General features: G+C 69.3%; 17 protein-coding genes. 13 read left to right on the top strand and 4 right to left on the bottom strand.

Annotated features, from left to right (window positions below):
• Positions 1–87: 87 nt before the first annotated feature.
• From AC3WQR_RS18810 to AC3WQR_RS18800, 3 genes are read right to left on the bottom strand one after another with little or no spacing between them, the layout of a single operon-like run.
• Positions 88–1,182 carry a M14 family metallopeptidase gene (locus AC3WQR_RS18810; protein WP_095743251.1) on the bottom strand — a complete coding sequence of 365 codons (1,095 nt, stop codon included), beginning with the start codon at positions 1,180–1,182 and terminating at the stop codon, positions 88–90.
• Positions 1,179–2,387 carry a M20 aminoacylase family protein gene (locus AC3WQR_RS18805; RefSeq protein WP_369630950.1) on the bottom strand — a complete coding sequence of 403 codons (1,209 nt, stop codon included), beginning with the start codon at positions 2,385–2,387 and terminating at the stop codon, positions 1,179–1,181. The genes AC3WQR_RS18810 and AC3WQR_RS18805 overlap by 4 nt, the downstream gene beginning before the upstream one ends.
• Before the next feature lie 55 nt (positions 2,388–2,442).
• On the bottom strand, positions 2,443–3,636 hold the full coding sequence (locus tag AC3WQR_RS18800) for a glycerophosphodiester phosphodiesterase (protein WP_492743129.1): 1,194 nt from the start codon (positions 3,634–3,636) through the stop codon (positions 2,443–2,445).
• 110 nt (positions 3,637–3,746) lie between these two features.
• On the opposite strand from AC3WQR_RS18800, the gene argE reads away from it, so the two are divergent.
• From argE to AC3WQR_RS18750, 10 genes are all read left to right on the top strand, one after another.
• Positions 3,747–4,913 (top strand): acetylornithine deacetylase, encoded by a 1,167-nt coding sequence (gene argE, locus AC3WQR_RS18795; protein ID WP_095950723.1) that lies wholly within the window; start codon positions 3,747–3,749, stop codon positions 4,911–4,913.
• Complete coding sequence (locus tag AC3WQR_RS18790; RefSeq protein ID WP_492743128.1) at positions 4,906–6,165, top strand: DUF445 domain-containing protein; 1,260 nt, start codon at positions 4,906–4,908, stop codon at positions 6,163–6,165. The genes argE and AC3WQR_RS18790 overlap by 8 nt, the downstream gene beginning before the upstream one ends.
• A 140-nt stretch (positions 6,166–6,305) precedes the next feature.
• Positions 6,306–7,964 (top strand): Vgb family protein, encoded by a 1,659-nt coding sequence (locus AC3WQR_RS18785; RefSeq protein ID WP_492743127.1) that lies wholly within the window; start codon positions 6,306–6,308, stop codon positions 7,962–7,964.
• Between the two features lie 118 nt (positions 7,965–8,082).
• Positions 8,083–8,859 (top strand): MHYT domain-containing protein, encoded by a 777-nt coding sequence (locus tag AC3WQR_RS18780; RefSeq protein WP_062472795.1) that lies wholly within the window; start codon positions 8,083–8,085, stop codon positions 8,857–8,859.
• Positions 8,860–8,932: 73 nt separating this feature from the next.
• Positions 8,933–10,543, top strand: a complete 1,611-nt coding sequence (locus AC3WQR_RS18775) for an acyl-CoA carboxylase subunit beta (RefSeq protein ID WP_492743126.1) — start codon at positions 8,933–8,935, stop codon at positions 10,541–10,543.
• Positions 10,540–12,489: an acetyl/propionyl/methylcrotonyl-CoA carboxylase subunit alpha gene (locus tag AC3WQR_RS18770; protein ID WP_492743125.1), complete on the top strand. Its 1,950-nt coding sequence runs from the start codon at positions 10,540–10,542 to the stop codon at positions 12,487–12,489. The genes AC3WQR_RS18775 and AC3WQR_RS18770 overlap by 4 nt, the downstream gene beginning before the upstream one ends.
• Positions 12,490–12,520: 31 nt before the next feature.
• Positions 12,521–13,417, top strand: a complete 897-nt coding sequence (locus AC3WQR_RS18765; RefSeq protein ID WP_492743124.1) for an SDR family NAD(P)-dependent oxidoreductase — start codon at positions 12,521–12,523, stop codon at positions 13,415–13,417.
• Between the two features lie 28 nt (positions 13,418–13,445).
• Entirely contained in the window at positions 13,446–14,606 is a 1,161-nt protein-coding gene (locus tag AC3WQR_RS18760) for an acyl-CoA dehydrogenase family protein (protein WP_095747399.1), read from the top strand.
• A gap of 5 nt (positions 14,607–14,611) precedes the next feature.
• Positions 14,612–15,778 carry an acyl-CoA dehydrogenase family protein gene (locus AC3WQR_RS18755; RefSeq protein ID WP_492743123.1) on the top strand — a complete coding sequence of 389 codons (1,167 nt, stop codon included), beginning with the start codon at positions 14,612–14,614 and terminating at the stop codon, positions 15,776–15,778.
• Between the two features lie 86 nt (positions 15,779–15,864).
• Positions 15,865–16,626, top strand: a complete 762-nt coding sequence (locus tag AC3WQR_RS18750; protein WP_492743122.1) for a slipin family protein — start codon at positions 15,865–15,867, stop codon at positions 16,624–16,626.
• 77 nt (positions 16,627–16,703) lie between these two features.
• Here the strand turns inward: AC3WQR_RS18750 and AC3WQR_RS18745 are convergent, their stop codons facing one another.
• Positions 16,704–17,981: a DEAD/DEAH box helicase gene (locus AC3WQR_RS18745; protein WP_492743121.1), complete on the bottom strand. Its 1,278-nt coding sequence runs from the start codon at positions 17,979–17,981 to the stop codon at positions 16,704–16,706.
• Between the two features lie 48 nt (positions 17,982–18,029).
• Between AC3WQR_RS18745 and AC3WQR_RS18740 the strand changes: the two genes are divergently transcribed.
• The 3 genes from AC3WQR_RS18740 to rbp all read left to right on the top strand — a co-directional run.
• Positions 18,030–18,410 (top strand): translation initiation factor Sui1, encoded by a 381-nt coding sequence (locus AC3WQR_RS18740; RefSeq protein WP_062472780.1) that lies wholly within the window; start codon positions 18,030–18,032, stop codon positions 18,408–18,410.
• A gap of 7 nt (positions 18,411–18,417) precedes the next feature.
• Positions 18,418–18,654, top strand: a complete 237-nt coding sequence (locus AC3WQR_RS18735) for a DUF3820 family protein (RefSeq protein ID WP_056584018.1) — start codon at positions 18,418–18,420, stop codon at positions 18,652–18,654.
• Positions 18,655–18,836: 182 nt separating this feature from the next.
• Positions 18,837–19,201, top strand: a 365-nt coding sequence (gene rbp / locus AC3WQR_RS18730) for an RNA-binding regulator (protein WP_492743120.1), incomplete at its 3' end; no start/stop codon positions are given.

The following is a 19,201-nucleotide window of genomic DNA, read 5'->3' as shown; positions in this document are numbered from 1 at the left end:
ATGTCCTCCGGCCTGCGGCCTCCCCCTTTATTTCGCTGCGGGAAGCACCCAGTGTCCTGGGCACGGGGGCACGCAGCTGGGGGGCGATCAGGCGCTGAGCCCGTCCACCGCCTGGAACATCGCCTGCCGCGCCTGGCTCACGATCTGGCCGCGCCAGGCGTCGCTGTCCGTATAGAACGCCTCCACCATGCGCGCGCGGATGCCATCGGCCAGATCGGCCGGCGCGTCCGGGTGCTTGTGCAGCCAGTGGTCGGCGCGCAGGGCGCCGGTCACCTCGAGCATCGGCAGCGTGCCGTATTCGAGCGCGATGCCGGTGTACTCGGCCTGCGGGCACTCTTCGTACACGGCGTCCCACATCAGGCCGCGCAGCAGCGCGGAGGTCGAGGAGCCGTCGTAGATCGAGGTGACGGGCGCCGCCGGCGTGCCCCACCAGGCGTTGGCGCGGGCATAGGCGACCTTGTCGTCGCGGCAGGCAAAGATGCGTTCGCCCAGGCCGTTGGGGCCGAGCCCCGTGTGCAGGTCGATCCAGGCCAGGCGCTTCGCACTGCCTGCATGGCGGCGCAGCACGCTGCGGATGGTCTTGTTGCTCCAGGTCGGCGCCTTGCCGCCGAAGAACAGGCCGTCGTCGAACTGGTACTGGCCGCTGGTGACGGCTGCCTGGTACGCCGTGGCGCCGTGCTTCTCGATCCACTTCTCGATCGCAGCCTGGTTGTCCGGCGTCGGCGGCCAGGTGTCGGGCAGCAGCAGCGGATGAAGCTTCGCGTAGGGCTCGTTCACCGGCACGGGCTTCGAGAAGTCGAGGAAGTTGCGGTTCAGGTCGACGTTCTCGTGCGTCACGCGGCGGCCGTACGAAAAGCCGTGCGGGTTGAGCGCATGCACGTACAGCACCGCCACGCCCTGCGCCTTGGCCTTCTCGCGCCATTCGGCGTCGTGCAGCGCGAACACCTGCACGCCGCTGCCGCAGTGGCCTTCGACGCCGTGGCAGGCGCTGGTGACGACGAGCAGCCGCTCGGCGTTGGCGTCGCCGTCGAGCGCCACGTCCATCGACAGCTCTTCGCCGTCGCGGCCCTTGAGCGGGTGCGCATGCGGCTCGACCGTGAGGCCGGCGCTGACGCAGCCCTGCAGGAACTTCTGGCGCGCCTGGGCGTAGCGCGGCGAAAAGGCCTCGCCGATGCCGATCATGCCGCTGCGCCGCCGGTGCCGGGCTTCAGGAACTGCTCGGCGATCTGCACCCAGCAGGTCGCGCCCAGCGGGATGAGGTCGTCGTTGAAGTCGTAGCTGGCGTTGTGCAGCGTGCACGGGCCTTCGCCGTGGTGCACGTCGCGGTGCGAGCCGTCGCCGTTGCCGATGAAGGCGTAGGCGCCGGGCTTGGCCTGCAGCATGAAGGCGAAGTCTTCCGAGGTCATGGCGGCCTCCTGCTTGAGCACGTTCTCGGGGCCGACGATCCCGCCCATCACGCGGCGCGCGAAGTCAGCCTCGGCCTCGGTGTTGATGGTGGGCGGGTAGTAGCGCTCGAAGCGGAACTCGCAGGTGGCGTCGTGCGCGGCGCAGATGTGCTCGCTGATCTGCTTCATCTTGGCCTCGATCATGTCGAGCACCTCGAGCGAGAAGGTGCGCACGGTGCCCGACAGCTCGCAGTTGTCGGGGATCACGTTGTTGGTCTCGCCGGCGTGGATGGTGGTGACCGAGATCACCGCCGAATCGGTCGGCTTCATCTTGCGCGTGAGGATGGTCTGGAAGGCCTGCACGATCTCGCAGGCGATCGGCACCGGGTCGATGCCGGTCTGCGGCAGCGCGGCGTGGCCGCCCTTGCCGACCACGTTCACATGGAACTTGTTGCCCGAAGCCATCACCGGGCCGGGGCTCACGGCGAACTGGCCGGCCTTCATGCCGGGCCAGTTGTGCATGCCGAACACGGCGTCCATGGGGAACTGCTCGAACAGGCCCTCCTTGATCATTTCGCGCGCACCGCCGCCGCCTTCTTCGGCTGGCTGGAAGATCAGGTAGACGGTGCCGTCGAAGTTGCGGTGCTTGGCCAGGTGCTGCGCTGCAGCGAGGAGCATCGCCGTGTGGCCGTCGTGGCCGCAGGCGTGCATCTTGCCGTGGTGCTGGCTGGCGTGGGCGAAGGTGTTGAGCTCGGTGACGGGCAGCGCGTCCATGTCGGCGCGCAGGCCGACGGCGCGGGTGCTGGTGCCGTTCTTGACGATGCCGACCACGCCGGTGGTGCCCAGGCCGCGGTGGATGGGAATGCCCCATTCGGTGAGCTTGCCTGCCACCACGTCGGCGGTGCGGACTTCTTCGAAACAGAGTTCAGGGTGGGCATGAAGGTCACGCCGGACGGCCGCGATGCCGGCCGCCTGCGTGACGAGCGAGTCGATGAGTTTCATAAGACACAGTCTAGGCTTTGCGCTGGGCGCCGCAAAGACCGTGCCGGGCAAACCCTCAGCGGCCGATGCTCTTGAGGTACTCGGTGCGCGCGGCCAGCGCGGTGTCGGTGAAGTCGGTGAACACGCCATCGACGCCGAGCTTGTAATAGACCGCGTATTCGTTCTTGCCGTCCTTGTTGTAGTCGGACGCGAGCCGGCGCGACTCGTTACGGAACGTGAAGGGGTGCACGAACAGGCCCGCCTTGTGGGCGTCGGCGATCAGCGTGGTGGGGGCCATCGAGGTGGCGTCGGCGTCGTTGATCTTGCCGTCCTTGTTGACGTCCACCACCTTGCCGTCGGCGCCCACGGTGCCCTTGACGCTCACGATGTAGCGCTTCCAGGGACCGATGCCGTCGGCGTAGGTCTTGATCTCGGCCAGCCCGGCGGGCGTGACCATGACGTCGAAGTTGCGCTTGTCGCCGGCCTTGGTCCACTCGTAGGGGCGGTCGACCGGCACGGCGTAGGTCATGGCGCCGGTCTTCATGTCGATGCCGTCGCCGTCGATCAGCTGGATGAGCCGGGTGTTCAGGCCCTTGCTCTTCATGTACTTGAGGCTGCCGGGCTCGAACGACTGCACGTAGATGGGCGCGGTCTTGCTGTTCCAGCCGGCGGCGTTGATGGCGGCGATGACCTTGTCTTCCATGGGCATGCCCAGATCGCGGAAGTAGGTCGGGTTCTTGGTCTCGGGGTAGATCGCGATGGTGCGGCCGGTTTCCTTTGTCTTGGCCTTGGCGAAATCGATGATCTCCTGGAAGGTCACGACCTTGAACTTGCCGTTGAATTCCTGCGGGCGCTCGGGGTCGGTCGAGATGCCGCCCAGGGTCTTGATCTCGGCCAGCGTGAAGTCGTTGCTGAACCAGCCGGTCTGGGTTTCGCCGTCGACCTGGATGGTCTTCTTGCGCGAGGCGAAGCGGGGGTGCTTGGCCACGTCGGTGCTGATCGCCAGGTTGGGGTCGTGGCGGGCGATGAGCACGCCGTCCTTGGTGGAGACCAGGTCCATCTCGATGACGTCGGCGCCCAGTTCGATGGCGCGCGCGTACGACTCCAGCGTCTGTTCCGGCAGGTAGCCCGAGGCGCCGCGGTGGGCGATGACCAGCGGCGGGTTGCCGTCCAGCGTGAGCAGCTTGTTCGCCGCCGGGCCGGTGGTGCCGCAGGCGGCCAGGCTCAGGGCGGCCGCGGCGGTCAGGGTGATCTGCAGGGACATGCGCATGTTGTCTTCTCCATCCAAACAAAGAAAAAAGAGGAGGCAGGCTACCCGCTGCGCGTGACAACGCCGATACCCATCTGCGCGGGCGTTCAACTTCCCGGACAATCTGTTGCATGCAGCACACGCTTTCTCCCCAGAGCCTCTTGATGGCGCAAACCTTGGTTCGCATGAACACAGTGAGCGCAAACAGCAACCTCGAGCTGATCGACTTCGCCCAGGCGCACCTCGCGGCCCTCGGCGTGAAGAGCCGCATCACCTACAACGCCGAGCGCACCAAGGCGAACCTGTTCGCCACGCTGGGCGAGGGCAAGCCGGCCGGCGTGATCCTCTCGGGCCACACCGACACGGTGCCCTGGGACGGCCAGGCCTGGAGCGTGGACCCGCTGTCGGCCGTGGTGCAGAACGAGCGCCTGTACGGGCGCGGCTCGGCCGACATGAAGAGCTACATCGCGATCGCGCTGGCCAATGCCCAGCGCTTCCTCGAGGGCGACGCGCCCTTCGCCGTGCACTTCGCCTTCACGTATGAAGAAGAGATCGGCTGCTTCGGCGTGCGCGAACTCATCGCCGACATGCGCGACGCCGGCATCAAGCCGCTGGCCTGCATCGTGGGCGAGCCCACCAGCATGGTGCCGGCCATCGCCCACAAGGGCGTGTACCGCTACAAGTGCTGCGTGCGCGGCAAGGAGGCGCATTCGTCGCTCACGCCGAAGTCGGTCAACGCCATCGAGATGGCCGCGCGCGTGATCGGCAAGGTGCGCGACATGGCCGAGGACTTCGAGCGCAGCGAGCCGCGCTACGACGGCTTCGACGTGCCCTTCAGCACCGCCAGCGTGGGCCAGTTCCACGGCGGCATCGCCGACAACGTGGTGCCGCGCGACGCCGAGTTCCGCTACGAATTCCGCGACCTGCCCACGGCCGACGCCAAGCGCATGCAGTCCGACGTGCTGGCGTACGCCGCGAGCATCGAGCCCGCCATGAAGAAGGTGGCGCCCGACGCCGGCTTCAAGTTCGAAACGATCTGCGAGATTCCGAGCTTCCTGGGCGCGGCCGGCGACCCGGTCACGCTGCTCGCGCAGCGCCTGGCCAGCGAAGACCGCACCACGCTGGTGGCCTTCGGCACCGAAGCGGGCCTGTTCAAGAACGCCGGCATCCCCACGGTGGTGTGCGGCCCCGGCAGCATCGAGCAGGCGCACCAGCCCGACGAGTTCGTGAGTCTTGAGCAGCTCGCGCGCTGCGAGCTGTTCATGGAGCGCCTCGCGACCTCGCACACCATTGGCTGAAGACCACGGCAGCGGCGCACTGCAGCGCATGAAACGCGTCGCGCTCGGCCTGCTGTGCGCGGCGGCGGCGCTGTATGCGCTGGCCAGCGCGCTGCACAGCCAGCACCCGGCCTGGGGCTATGTGGCGGCCTTTGCCGAAGCCGCGATGGTCGGCGCCATTGCCGACTGGTTCGCGGTGGTGGCGCTGTTTCGCCACCCGCTGGGCCTGCCGATCCCGCACACGGCGATCATCCCGAGCAACAAGGACCGCATCGGCGCCAAGCTCGCGGGCTTCATCTGCGACAACTTCCTGAGCACCGCCCAGGTGCTGGCCAAGCTGCGCCAGTTCGATGCGGCGGGGCGCATCGCCGAGTGGCTGGCCCGGCCCGCCAGCGGCGAGCGGCTCGGCGAATGGGGCGTGGCCGCCACGCGCTACGGCCTGGCCGCCTTCGACGACGAACGGGTGCGCGACTTCATGGGCCGCGCCGCCGCGGCCGGCCTGGCCAAGATCGACCTCTCGCGGCTCACCGGCCAGGCGCTCGATGCGCTCACGGCCGGCGGGCGCCACCAGGCGCTGCTCGACGACGTGCTGCAGCAGGTGGCCGAGCTGCTCGACGGCGAGGAGGTGCAGGCGCACATCACCGAGGCCATCGCGCGCGAGATCAAGACGCTGCGTTACGTCGGCCTGGACCAGGTGGCGGCCAAGCTCGCCACGCGCAAGATCGTGGCCGCCATCGCGCGCACGCTGGCCGAACTGGCGGCCGAGCCCGAGCACCCGATGCGCCGGCGCTTCGACCATTTCGTGGACGACTTCGTGGTGCGCCTGAAGCTCGACCCCGAGTTCCAGCAGCGCGGCGAGCAGATCCGCGCCGAGCTCATCGCGCACCCGGCGCTGGGCGACTACCTGCACGGCCTGTGGGGCGAGCTGCTGGGCTGGCTGCACGACGACCTCGGGCGCCCCGACTCGACCATCCGCCAGCGCATCGCCACGATGGCCGGCGCGCTGGGCCAGCGGCTGCAGAACGACGCGGCGATCCGCGCCTGGATCAACGAGCAGCTCGAAGCCGCCGCACCGGCGGCCATCGAGCGCTACCGCGAGGACATCCGCCGCTACATCGAGGAGCGCGTGGGCGAGTGGAACGCGCACGAGATGACCGACGAACTCGAGCGCCACATCGGGCGCGACCTGCAGTTCATCCGCATCAACGGCACGCTGGTGGGCGGGCTGGTGGGGCTGCTGATCCACACGGCGACGCAGCTGCTGCGCGGCTGAAAAATCACCGGGTGCTGCGGGTTATCCGCAGCGGACGAAAGTCCGCGTCCAGTCTCGCGAGCGACTGCGCGGCCTCTTCCGGCTCCTAGACTGCGGCGCACTGCCGCATCTGTCACAACGCCAACCCAGAGGAGATCGCCATGCCCCGTCGCACGATCCGCGCTGCCGCGCTGACCGCCGCCCTCGCCCTGCTCGCCGCCTGCAGCTCGCTGTCGCCACCGCCCAAGCGCCCCGCCGCCTGGGCCGCGCCCGAGGTGCTCGTGGCCCCGTCGTCCTTCGCGGGCGTGCACGGCCTGGCCATCGATGCGAAAGGCCGGCTGCTGGCGGGCTCCGTGCTCGGCAACACGCTGTGGGAGGTCGACCGCCAGACCGGCGCCGCCAAGGTGCTCATCGATGCGCCCGAGGGCCAGGCCGACGACATCGCGGTCGGCCCGAAGGGCGAGCTGGCCTGGACCAACTACCTCATGGGCATGCTGCGCTACCGCGAGAACGACAGCGCGCCGCTGCGCGTGCTCGCCAAGGACCTGCCCGGCCTGAACTCGCTCGACTTCGACCGCCGAAACGGCAAGCTCTACGCCTCGCAGGTGTTCCTGGGCGACGCGCTGTGGGAGATCGACCGCGAAGGCAAGCAGCCGCCCCGGCTCATCAAGAAGGACATGGGCGGCTTCAACGGCTTCGAGGTCGGGCCCGACGGCCTGCTCTACGGCCCGCTGTGGTTCAAGGGCCAGGTCGTGAAGATCGACCCGGCGAACGGAAACCTGACCGTGATCGCCGACGGTTTCAAGATCCCCGCCGCCGCCAACCTCGACGGCAAGGGCAACCTCTGGGTGGTCGACGCGCGCAGCGGCGAGCTGGTGAAGGTCGATCTTGCGAGCGGCAAGAAGACCGTGGCCAAGCAGCTGCGCCCGTCGCTCGACAACCTCGCCATCGCGCCCGACGGGACGATCTACGTCTCGAACATGGCCAACAACGAGGTGCAGGCCTTCAACCCCGCCACCGGCGAACTGCGCACGCTCACCAGCGGCAAGGTGGCGGTGCCGGCCGGACTGAAGATCGACGGCAACGACCTCTGGGCGGCCGACGTCTTCGGCTTCCGGCAGGTCGACGTGCGCACCGGCGAGGTGCGCGACGTGTTCCGCATGCAGCGCGACCCCGAGCTCGACTACCCCTTCGCGGTCGGCATGTCGCCCAAACTCTTCGCGCTCACCTCGTGGTTCACGGGCTCGGTGCAGCTGGTCGACCGCCAGACGCTGAAGACGGTCGAAACGATCCACGGCCTGAAGGCGCCGTTCGACGCGCTGCCCATGCCCGACGGCAGCGTGATCTACGCCGAACTCGCCACCGGCAGCATCACGCGCGCCAGCGGGCCGAAGTTTGCAGAGAAGTCAGTGCTGGCTAGCGGACTGAACGGCCCGGTGCAACTGGTGGTCGGCCAGGACGGCGCGCTCTACGTGACCGAGGCGGCCGGCAAGCTGCTGCGCATTCCGCTGGACGCCAGCGCGCCGCTGCGCACCGTGGCCGACGGGCTGGCGCTGCCCGAGGGCCTGGCCCAGACGCCGTGGGGCAGCTTCATCGTGGCCGAGAGCGCGGCGCGCCGGCTGGTCGAGATAGACCCGGCCACCGGCACCCGCCGCACCGTCGCCGAGAACCTGCCCATCGGCCTGGCCGCCGGGCCCGGCCTGCCCCCGCCCTACGTGGTGACGGGCGTGGCCGTGGGCCGCGACGGCACGGTCTACGTGGCGGCCGACAGGAACAATTCGATCTATCGAATTCGGCCTGTCATTCAGGGTAACAATTAGTACAAGTTTCTGTTTACTTTTATAAACACATATTACAAACTGGTCGGGACGCGTCGCAGCGTTCCGATCGCATAGGGCAGTCGGGGTCTGCGAAGCGCTCTTTCCGAAGGGACATCGCATGACTCCACTCGTCGTAGGCCAAGTGCTATCGCCCGAATACTCCCTGGGGCTGGTCGCGCTTTCGTTCGTCATTTCCTTCTTCGGCTCGCTGGTGGCCCTGATCTGTGCCGGGCGCATGGTCGGTGCCGACGGCAAACCCAACCTGGCCATCGTGGCCTGCGCCGCGGTGGCGCTGGGGGGCATCGGCATCTGGTCGATGCACTTCATCGGCATGCTGGCCTACCGGCTGCCCTTCGGCATCGCCTACAACATGCCGCTGACCATCGTGTCTCTGGTGGCGGCCATCCTGATCTCGGGCATTGCGCTGTACCTGGCGGGCGGACGCGCCAAGTTCAGCCGCTCGGGCTGGCTGGCGGGCAGCCTGCTGGCGGGCCTGGGCGTGTGCGTGATGCACTACATGGGCATGTTCGCGATGAACATGCGGGCCACGATGAGCTTCGACTTCAGCATGGTCGCGCTGTCGGTGGTCATCGCCATCACGGCCGCCGCCGCGGCGCTGTGGCTGGCCTTCAACCTGCGCAAGCTGAGCCACCAGGTGGCCGCCGCCGCCGTGATGGGCGTGGCGGTGTGCACCATGCACTACGTGGGCATGAGCGCGGCCAGCATGATCTGCACGGCGGCCGCCCCGGTCGACGCGCTCTCGCTGGGCGGCAGCTACATGGGCCTCACGGTGTTCGGCACGGCCGGCGCGGTGCTGATCTTCATCTACTGGGTGGTCACGGGCAGCAGCCTCGACGCCGCGCCCGCTGCACAACGGCGCGTACGCCCCAGCTAGTTGGCGCAAGCGGGCCGGGGGCCCGCCTCCTAAAGTCTGTGCGAAACGACACGCGCGCACCGCACAGACCCCCATGCCCTTCCTCGAATCCCGGCTGCACACCGCCGGAGACAGCTACCAGGCCAACCGCGCCAGCATGCTCTCGCTGCTGGACCAGGTCCGGTCCCATGAAGCCCGCGCCGTGGCCGCCTCCAGCGCCTCGGCCGAGCGCTTCGCCAAGCGCGGCCAACTGCTGCCACGCGAACGCCTCGCGCTGCTGCTGGACACCGGCGCGCCCTTCCTGCCGCTGGCCACGCTCGCAGGCCTGGGCCAGGACAACCCCGACCTTTCGAAAAGCGTGCCCGGCGGCGGCCTGATCGCCGGCATCGGGCGCGTGGCGGGTGTGCGCTGCATGATCAGCGCCTCCGACTCCGGCATCGACGCCGGCGCGCTGCAGCCCATGGGCCTGGACAAGCAGCTGCGCCTGCACGAGATCGCGCTGGAGAACAAGCTGCCCTTCGTCCAGCTGGTGGAAAGCGCGGGCGCCAACCTCATGCAGTACCGCGTGCAGGACTTCGTGCGCGGCGGCAACATCTTCCGCAACCTCGCGCGGCTCTCGGCCGCGGGCCTGCCGGTGGTGACGGTGACGCACGGCTCCTCGACCGCGGGTGGCGCCTACCAGACGGGCCTGTCGGACTACATCGTGATGGTGCGCGACCGGACGCGGGCCTTCCTGGCCGGGCCGCCGCTGCTGAAGGCCGCCACCGGCGAGATCGCCACCGAGGAAGAACTGGGCGGCGCCGTCATGCACACCCACATCTCGGGCCTGGGCGACTACCTGGCCGAGGACGACCGCGACGCGCTGCGCATCGCGCGCGCCATCCTCGGCGGCATCGACTGGGCGCGCGACGAGGCACCGCGCACCTTCGCACCGCCGCGCCACGACGCCGAAGAGCTGATGGGCCTCATGCCCGCCGACGGCCGCCGGCCGGTGGACATGCGCGAGGTCATCGCGCGCATTGCCGACGGCTCCGAGTTCCTGGCCTTCAGCGAGCACTACGGCAGCGCCACGGTCTGCGGCCACATCCGGCTCGAAGGCCACGCGGTGGGCATCATCACCAACAACGGCCCCATCGATTCCGACGGCGCCACCAAGGCCACGCACTTCATCCAGGCCTGTTGCCAGTCGCGCACGCCCATCGTCTACCTGCAGAACATCACGGGCTACATGGTGGGCCGCGCGCACGAGGAGGCCGGCATCATCAAGCACGGCGCCAAGATGATCCAGGCCGTGACCAGCGCCAACGTGCCGCAGATCACGCTGCACTGCGGCGCCTCGTACGGCGCGGGCAACTACGGCATGTGCGGTCGCGGCTTCGCGCCGCGCTTCTGCTTCAGCTGGCCGAACGCACGCACCGCCGTGATGGGCGGCGAGCAGGCCGCGCAGACCATGGCCATCGTGATGGAGGCCGGCATGGCCCGCAAGGGTGCCGTCGACCGCGACAAGATCGACGCGATGCAGCGCCAGATCGTCGAGCGCTTCGAGCGCCAGATGAGCGTCTTCACCACCAGCGCGCTGCTGCTGGACGACGGCGTGATCGACCCGCGCGACACGCGCGCCGTGCTGGCCGAGGCGCTGTCGATCTGCCGCGACGCCGAGGCGCGTGCGCCGCAACCCATGCAGTTTTCGGTGGCACGACCATGAGCACCTTTCACAAGATCCTGATCGCCAACCGCGGCGAGATCGCCGTGCGCGTGATGCGCACCGCGCGCGCCATGGGCTACCGCACGGTCGCCGTGTACTCGCGTGCCGATGCAGACGCCGAGCACGTGCGCCAGGCCGACGAGTCGGTGTGCATCGGCGAGCCGCTGCCCGCGCAGAGCTACCTGGCCATCGAATCGATCATTGCCGCGGCCCGCGCCAGCGGCGCCGACGCGGTGCATCCGGGCTACGGCTTCCTCGCCGAGAACGCGGCCTTCGCGCAGGCGTGTCGCGATGCGGGGCTGGTCTTCATCGGTCCGTCGCCCGAGGCCATCGTCGCGATGGGCGACAAGGCCGGCGCCAAGCGGCTCATGCAGGCGGCCGGCGTGCCATGCATTCCCGGCTACCAGGGCGACGATCAAAGCACCGCCACGCTGGCCGCCGAGGCCGAGCGCATCGGCTGGCCCGTGATGATCAAGGCCACGGCCGGCGGCGGCGGGCGCGGCATGCGGCTCGTGGCCTCGGCCGGCGCCTTTGCCGAGCAATTGCAGAGCGCGCAGTCCGAGGCGCTGCACGCCTTCGGCGACGCCACCGTGATTTTGGAGCGCGCCATCGTCGCGCCGCGCCACATCGAGATCCAGGTGTTTGCCGACCGGCACGGCCATGCGATCCACCTCGGCGAGCGCGACTGCTCGGTGCAGCGGCGCCACCAGAAGGTGATCGAGGAAGCGCCCTCGCCGGCCGTCGATGCCGCGCTGCGCGCGCGCATGGGCGCCACCGCCGTGGCCGCCGCCAAGGCCATCGCCTACGAAGGCGCGGGCACGCTCGAGTTTCTGCTCGACGCGCAGGGCCAGTACTGGTTCATGGAAATGAACACGCGGCTGCAGGTGGAGCACCCCGTGACTGAAGCGGTGACGGGGCTGGACCTCGTCGAGCTGCAGCTGCGCGTGGCCGCCGGCGAGCCGCTGCCGCTGACGCAGGACGACGTGCGCATCACCGGCCATGCGATCGAAGTGCGCCTGTGCGCCGAAGACCCGCAGCAGGGCTTCCTGCCGCAAAGCGGCACGCTCACGGCGTGGCGTCCGTCGCCCGCGCTGCGCACCGAACACGCGCTGCGCGACGGCGCCGAAGTGCCGCCCTTCTACGACTCGATGATCGCCAAGCTCATCGCGTCGGGCCGCACGCGCGACGAAGCGCGGCAGCGGCTGCTGGCGGGCCTGCGCGACACGGTGGCGCTCGGCCTGCCGACCAACCAGCCACTGCTGCAGCGCGCGCTCGCGCACCCGGTGTTCGCGGGCGGCGGGGCGACCACCGCCTTCATCGGCGACCACCTCGACGCGCTGCTGGCCGCCGACACCGCGAGCGACACACGCGCCGCCCTGCTCGCAGCCCTGCTGCTGCAGACCGGCGCGCGCGGCTGGCCCTCGCCGCTGGCACACACGCTGCCCAATGCCTTGCGCTTTGCGCTCGACGGTACCGTGCACACGGCGCGCGTGACGCCGCGCGGTGCGGCGCACTTCGAGGTCGTGCTGGACGACGCCGCGCCGGCCACGCTCGCGCTGCTGGCGCTGCCGGACGACGGGCCGGTGCGCTTCGCCTGCAACGGCGTGGCCGCGCAGGCATGGGTGGTGCGGCGCGGCGAACGCACGGACCTCCACTTCGACGGCCGCGCCCACCGCCTCGACGACCTCACGCACGTGGCCGTTCCGCGCGCCGACGCGGGCGGCGGCGACGGCCTGCTGCGCGCGTCGATGAACGGCCGCGTGGTCGCGCTGCTGGCCGCCGAGGGCGACACCGTCGCCGCCGGCCAGCCGCTGGTTACGCTCGAAGCCATGAAGATGGAACACGTGCACTGCGCACCGCGCGCGGGCCGCGTCGCGGCGCTGCATGTGGCCGTGGGCACGCAGGTGGCCGCGCGCCACATCGTGGCCGAGATCGCCGAGGCCTGAAGGCCCCTCCCCTTTTTCGAGAACCTGTCGAATGAACGCATCCCACTACCGCTCCGTCTTCGCGCCTGGCCTGTTCGCCGGGCAATGCATCGTCGTCACCGGCGGCGGCTCGGGCATCGGCCGCTGCACCGCGCACGAGCTGGCCTCGCTCGGCGCCCACGTCGTGCTGGTGGGCCGCAAGCCCGAGAAGCTCGACGCGGTGCGCGCCGAGATCGAAGCCGCCGGCGGCAACGCCAGCACGCAGGCCTTCGACATCCGCCAGGAAGACGCCTTGCGCGAGGCGGTGAAGGCGATCGTCGCGGCGCACGGGCGCATCGACGGGCTGGTCAACAACGCGGGCGGCCAGTACATCACGCCGCTGTCCGCCATCTCGGCCAAGGGCTGGGAGGCGGTGATCCACACCAATCTCACGGGCGGCTTCCTGGTGGCGCGCGAGTGCTACCTGCAGAGCATGCAGGCGCACGGCGGCGCCATCGTCAACATCGTGGCCGACATCTGGGGGTCGATGCCGAACATGGGCCACAGCGGCGCCGCGCGCGCCGGCATGGTGAGCTTCACCGAGACCGCCGCCGCCGAATGGGCCGTGAGCGGCGTGCGCGTGAACGCCGTGGCGCCGGGCTACATCGCCTCCAGCGGCATGGACCACTACCCGCCCGAGGCCGGCGACATGCTGCGCGCCATGCGCAAGACCGTGCCGGCCGGCCGCTTCGGCAACGAGGCCGAGACCTCCGCCGCCATCGCCTTCCTGCTGGGCCCGGCCGCCGCCTTCATCAGCGGCACCGTGCTGCGCGTGGACGGCGCGCGCCCGCAGGCGCGCATGGGCTGGCCGATGGAACTGCCCGATGTGCAGGCGCAGCAACGCCCCGCGGTGCGGCCCTACGACGGCTTTCACCTCGCGCAGACACCGCGCGTGTTCCAGGACAAGTAACGAGCGAACGAACGAACGGAGACCAGTGATGCAGTACACCCATGAACACCTCGAGATGCAGAACACCCTGCGCCGGTTCATCGACGAGGAGATCAACCCCCACGTCGACGAATGGGAAGAGGCCGAGATCTTTCCCGCGCACGAGGTCTTCAAGAAGCTCGGCAACCTCGGCCTGCTGGGCCTGAACAAGCCCGAGGCCTTCGGCGGCGCCGGCCTCGACTATTCGTTCGCGATGGCCTTCGCCGAGGGCCTGGGCCACATCAGCTGCGGCGGCGTGCCGATGGCCATCGGCGTGCAGACCGACATGTGCACGCCCGCGCTCGCACGCTTCGGCAGCGACGAACTGCGCCGCGAGTTCCTGGTGCCCGCCATCGCCGGCGACACGGTCGGCTGCATCGGCGTGAGCGAGCCTGGCGCGGGCAGCGACGTGGCGGGCCTGAAGACCTACGCGAAGAAGGACGGCGACGACTACCTCATCACCGGCCAGAAGATGTGGATCACCAACAGCCTGCAGGCCGACTGGATGTGCATGCTGGTCAACACCAGCGAGGGGCCGGTGCACCGCAACAAGTCGCTCGTGATGGTGCCGATGAACCTGCCCGGCATCGAGAAGGCCAAGAAGATCCGCAAGATCGGCATGGACTCGAGCGACACCGGCCTCATCTACTTCGACAACGTGCGCGTGCCGCAGCGCTACCGCATCGGCGAGGAGGGCCAGGGCTTCGTCTACCAGATGCAGCAGTTCCAGGAAGAGCGCCTGTGGTGCGCGGCCAGTTCGCTCGCGCCGATGGACGACTGCATCACGCAGACCATCGAATGGGCGCAGCAGCGCCAGATGTTCGGCGCCACGCTGGCCGACCAGCAGTGGGTGCAGTTCAAGCTGGCCGAACTGAAGACCGAGGTGGAGGCGCTGCGCGCCCTCACCTACCGCGCCTGCGACCTGCATGTGAAGGGCGAGGACGTGCTCGAGCTCGCCTCGATGGCCAAGCTCAAGACCGGCCGCCTCACGCGCCAGGTGGCCGACACCTGCCTGCAGTTCTGGGGCGGCATGGGCTTCACGCTGGAGAACCGCGTCTCGCGCCTGTACCGCGACGGCCGCCTGGGCTCGATCGGCGGCGGCGCCGACGAGGTGATGCTCGGCATCCTCGCCAAGACCATGGGCATCGCCAAGCGCCCGCCTCGCGGCTGACCGGCATGGACGCTGAACTGCAGGCCGACCGTGCGGCGCTCGCCGACACGGTGCGCCGCTTCGCCCAGGCCGAGATCGCACCGAACGTGCAGGCCTGGGACGAGGCCGGCGAATTCCCGCGCGCGCTGTACGCCCGCGCGGCCGAGCTGGGCCTGCTGGGCCTGGGCTACCCGGAAGCACTCGGCGGCACGCCCGCCTCGTATGCGCTCAAGCTGCCGGCCTGGGTCGCGCTCGCGCGCCACGGCCAGAGCGGCGGCGTGCTCGCGAGCCTGTTCTCGCACAACATCGGCCTGCCGCCCGTGGTGCTGCATGCCAGCGACGCGGTGCGGCAAGAGGTCGTGCCGGCCGTGCTGCGCGGCGAAAAGATCGCCGCGCTCGCGATCACCGAACCCGGCGGCGGCTCCGACGTGGCCGCGGTGCGCACCACGGCCAAGCGCGACGGCGACCACTACGTGCTCAACGGCGAGAAGACCTTCATCACCTCGGGCATGCGCGCCGACTGGATCACCGTGGCCGTGCGCACCGGCGAAGGCCGCGGCGCGGGCGGGCTCTCGATGCTGCTGGTGCCGGGCGACGCGCCCGGCCTTTCGCGCACCCGGCTCGCGAAGATGGGCTGGCTGTGCTCCGACACCGCGACGCTGCACTTCGACAACGTGCGCGTGCCCGCGCGCTACCTGCTGGGCGAAGAAGGCGGCGGGTTCCGCATGGTCATGGGCAACTTCAACGGCGAGCGCGTCGGGCTCGCGGCCGGCGCGCTGGGCTTCGCGCAGGCCTGCCTGGACGAGGCGCTGGCCTGGTCGCGCGAGCGCAAGACCTTCGGCGCCGCGCTCATCGAACACCAGGCCGTGCGCCACAAGCTGGTCGACATGCAGATGCGCATCGCCTCGACCGAGGCCTGGCTCGAGGCCGTGTCCGCCGAGGGCGACGCGCACGAGGCGGCGGGCCGCATCAACGCGCCCGAGTGGGTGGCGCAGGTCTGCCTGCTCAAGAACCACGCCACGCAGACCATGCAGTTCTGCGCCGACCAGGCGGTGCAGATCCTCGGCGGCATGGGCTTCATGCGCGGCACCGTGAGCGAGCGCGTCTACCGCGAGGTCAAGGTGATGATGATCGGCGGCGGCGCCGAGGAGATCATGAAGGAGCTGGCGGCGCGGCAGCTGGGGTGGGTGTAGCGACCTTCATTTCGGCCCGGCAGGAACGCTGCTGCGCAGCGGGGGTCCAACCGTCCAGCACCTTTGCTGGGTCGCGGGAGATCACCATGCTCTCTTTCACTTATGGCATCGGCGCCGTCGCCCTAGTCCTGCTGGCGGCGCTGCTCTTTTCGGCGATATGGATCTTCCGGGAGTACGAGCGCGGCATCGTGTTCACGCTGGGGCGCTTCTCGAAGGTGGCGGGGCCCGGACTGGTGTTCGTGATCCCGGCCATCCAGCAGGTGGTGCGCGTCGACCTGCGCACCGTGGTGCTCGAAGTGCCGACGCAGGATGTGATCTCGCGCGACAACGTGTCGGTGAAGGTCAGCGCGGTCGTCTACTTCCGCATCGTCGATGCGGCCAAGGCCATCATCGAGGTCAAGGACTTCTTCAACGCCACCAGCCAGCTGGCCCAGACCACGCTGCGCTCGGTGCTCGGCAAGCACCAGCTGGACGACATGCTGGCCGAGCGCGAGAAGCTCAACCTGGATGTGCGCGAATCGCTGGACGTGCAGACGGCGTCATGGGGCATCAAGGTGTCGAACGTCGAGATCAAGCAGATCGACCTCACCGAATCCATGATCCGCGCCATCGCGCGGCAGGCCGAGGCGGAACGCGAACGCCGCGCCAAGGTGATCCATGCCGAGGGCGAACTGCAGGCGTCCGAGAAGCTGTTCCAGGCCGCGCGCGTGCTGGCGCAGGAGCCGCAGGCCATCCAGTTGCGCTACCTGGAAACGCTCACGGTGATCGGCTCGGACAAGAACACGACCATCGTGTTTCCGCTGCCGGTGGACCTGATGGCGAGCTTGCTCGGCAAGCAGCACGCATAGCGCGCAACGCACGAAAGCGGAAAACCGTTCGAAGCACCCGCCGGCATCCTTTCATGCCGGCTGACGCCTGACGCGCGTCAGTCCGCGTCTTCCCCGCCGCCCGCCTGTGCGGCCAGCGCGGCCGCCGCGCGCAGCTTGTCCTTCTTGCTCGGCCGCGCGCCCTTGATGCCGCCGTTGCCCGAGGTATCGACCAGCACCGGCGCCGCCTCCGTCGGCTCGAAGCCCGCGATGCGCTCACGCGGCACGCGCAGGCCCTGGCGCTTCTCGATCAGGCGGAAGTGCGCCTCGGTGGTGGGGCTCACGAAGCTGATCGCCAGCCCGCTCGCGCCCGCGCGGCCGGTCCGGCCGATGCGGTGGATGTAGTCGGTGGGCGAGCGCGGCAGGTCGTAGTTGATGACCACGGGCAGTTGCGCGATGTCCAGGCCGCGCGCCGCCAGGTCGGTCGCGATCACCACGTCCCAACGGCTCTGCTTGAACTGCGCCAGGATGTCGCGGCGCGTGCCCTGCGCGATGTCGCCGTGAAAGGGCACGGCGTAGATGCCGTTGCGGTACAGCTTCTCGGCCACGGTCTGCGCGGCGTGTTGCGTGGCGACGAACACCAGCACGCGGTCCCACGTGCCTTCGTTGTCCTTCAGCAGCTGGCGCAGCAGCTGGGTGCGGCGGGCGGCGTCGACCTCGATGGCGCGCTGCACGATGTCGGGCCGGGTGCCGGGCTCGCCCTGCACGTCGACCAGCGCCGGGTCGTGCAGCATGTCGTCGGCCAGCGCCTGGATGGCGATCGGGAAGGTGGCCGAAAAGAGCAGGTTCTGGCGCCGCGCGGGCAACAGCGCCAGGATGCGCTGCAGCTCCTCGGCAAAGCCCAGGTCGAACAGGCGATCGGCCTCGTCGAGCACGAGCGTCGACACGGCGTCGAGCGCGAGTGCGTTGTGTTCGACCAGGTCGAGCAGCCGGCCGGGCGTGGCGACCACGATGTCGGCGCCGCCGCGCAGGCGCATCATCTGCGGGTTGATCGAGACGCCGCCGACCGCGACGACGATCTTCAGGCGCTCGGGCAGGTGCCGCGCGAAATCTTCCAGCGTCTCGCCGACCTGGGCCGCGAGTTCGCGCGTGGGCACGAGCACCAGCGCGCGCAGCCGGCGCGACGCCGACGAGGCAGGCTCGGCGGCCAGGCGCTGCAGCAGCGGCAGGGAAAATGCGGCCGTCTTGCCGGAGCCGGTCTGTGCCGAGCCCCGCAGGTCGCGGCCCTGCAAAATGGCAGGGATGGCCGCCGCCTGGATGGCGGTCGGCGCGGCAAAGCCGCTCGCGGCGGCCGCTTGCGCGAGCGCGGGGGTCAGGCCCAGGGTATCGAATGGCATGGAACGGGCACCGGGAAAAAGAGAGAGATCGAAAGAAAGACGGATCGAATGGGAACGATGAAGAACAGCCGCACCGGCAGCACGCTGGTGTACTCCACCGAGGCGGGCGGGCGCATGTGCCCCGACTGCGGCGCCCCGATGGCGCAATGCCGCTGCAAGGAACTCGCGAAGGCCCGCACGGCGGCCACGGACGGCATTGTCCGCGTATCGCACGAGACCAAGGGCCGAAAGGGCAAGGGCGTGACCGTGGTCAAGGGCCTGCCGCTCGACGCGGCGGCGCTGGCAGCCGTGGGCAAGCAGCTGAAAGCGGCCTGCGGCACGGGCGGCACGGTGAAGGACGGCACCGTGGAGATCCAGGGCGATCACCGCGAGGTGGTGATCGCCGCCCTCGTGAAGCAGGGCCACACGGTCAAGCGCGCGGGCGGCTGAAGATCGCATGAACCCCGAAGACCTGCAGCGCCTGGTGACGCTCGAAATGCCTTTTGGCAAGCACAAGGGCACGCTGATCGCCGATTTGCCCGGAAATTACCTGACCTGGTTCGCGCGCGAGGGTTTTCCCGCGGGAGAAATTGGCCGGCTGCTCGCTTTGATGCATGAAATAGACCACAACGGCCTGTCCGACCTCCTGAAACCGTTGCGAAACCGCCCGTCGGGTCGGAATGTTTCTCGATAACACAAGATTTCCCCCCTTTTTTCGGAAATCGGGCCGGATAATCCGGCTCACGTGTCTGCGAGCTTCGGCTCCCGTGCACGTAATTTGGTGATCGGTCAGTTTCGCGCCACAGCGCATTAGTTTGTTGTGATTCTGGGACTCCATCGCTTTGTGTTTTTTTGGTTTGAATTAGGAGTCCCTCCATGGGCAAGAAACTTTACGTGGGCAACCTCGCCTACTCCGTGCGTGACAACGACCTGGAACAGGCTTTCGGCGAGTTCGGCTCGATCGTCAGCGCCAAGGTCATGATGGAACGTGACACCGGCCGTTCGAAGGGCTTCGGCTTCGTCGAAATGGGCACGGACGCTGAAGCACTCGCAGCTGTCGAAGGCATGAACGGCGCATCGCTGCAGGGCCGCGCCCTGACGGTGAACGAAGCCCGTCCGATGGAAGCACGTCCCCCCCGCACCGGCGGTGGTGGCGGCTACGGCGGTGGTGGCGGCGGCGGCTACGGTGGTGGCGGCGGCGGCGGTTACGGCGGCGGCGGCGGTGGCGGCCGCAGCGGTGG

Source organism: Variovorax sp. FW305-3-2-15-B-LB1 (genome assembly GCF_058787635.1).
This window is presented reverse-complemented; position numbering and strand designations above follow the sequence as displayed.

Excerpts from the sequence above, each read along its gene's own strand:
- AC3WQR_RS18765 (WP_492743124.1), top strand. The coding sequence starts at position 12,521 with ATGAACGCATCCCACTACCGCTCCGTCTTCGCGCCTGGCCTGTTCGCC.
- AC3WQR_RS18800 (WP_492743129.1), bottom strand. The coding sequence starts at position 3,636 with ATGCGCATGTCCCTGCAGATCACCCTGACCGCCGCGGCCGCCCTGAGC.
- AC3WQR_RS18780 (WP_062472795.1), top strand. The coding sequence starts at position 8,083 with ATGACTCCACTCGTCGTAGGCCAAGTGCTATCGCCCGAATACTCCCTG.
- AC3WQR_RS18760 (WP_095747399.1), top strand. The coding sequence starts at position 13,446 with ATGCAGTACACCCATGAACACCTCGAGATGCAGAACACCCTGCGCCGG.
- AC3WQR_RS18735 (WP_056584018.1), top strand. The coding sequence starts at position 18,418 with ATGAACCCCGAAGACCTGCAGCGCCTGGTGACGCTCGAAATGCCTTTT.
- AC3WQR_RS18785 (WP_492743127.1), top strand. The coding sequence starts at position 6,306 with ATGCCCCGTCGCACGATCCGCGCTGCCGCGCTGACCGCCGCCCTCGCC.
- AC3WQR_RS18740 (WP_062472780.1), top strand. The coding sequence starts at position 18,030 with ATGGGAACGATGAAGAACAGCCGCACCGGCAGCACGCTGGTGTACTCC.
- AC3WQR_RS18750 (WP_492743122.1), top strand. The coding sequence starts at position 15,865 with ATGCTCTCTTTCACTTATGGCATCGGCGCCGTCGCCCTAGTCCTGCTG.
- AC3WQR_RS18810 (WP_095743251.1), bottom strand. The coding sequence starts at position 1,182 with ATGATCGGCATCGGCGAGGCCTTTTCGCCGCGCTACGCCCAGGCGCGC.
- AC3WQR_RS18745 (WP_492743121.1), bottom strand. The coding sequence starts at position 17,981 with ATGCCATTCGATACCCTGGGCCTGACCCCCGCGCTCGCGCAAGCGGCC.
- argE (WP_095950723.1), top strand. The coding sequence starts at position 3,747 with ATGCAGCACACGCTTTCTCCCCAGAGCCTCTTGATGGCGCAAACCTTG.
- AC3WQR_RS18775 (WP_492743126.1), top strand. The coding sequence starts at position 8,933 with ATGCCCTTCCTCGAATCCCGGCTGCACACCGCCGGAGACAGCTACCAG.
- AC3WQR_RS18805 (WP_369630950.1), bottom strand. The coding sequence starts at position 2,387 with ATGAAACTCATCGACTCGCTCGTCACGCAGGCGGCCGGCATCGCGGCC.
- AC3WQR_RS18755 (WP_492743123.1), top strand. The coding sequence starts at position 14,612 with ATGGACGCTGAACTGCAGGCCGACCGTGCGGCGCTCGCCGACACGGTG.
- AC3WQR_RS18770 (WP_492743125.1), top strand. The coding sequence starts at position 10,540 with ATGAGCACCTTTCACAAGATCCTGATCGCCAACCGCGGCGAGATCGCC.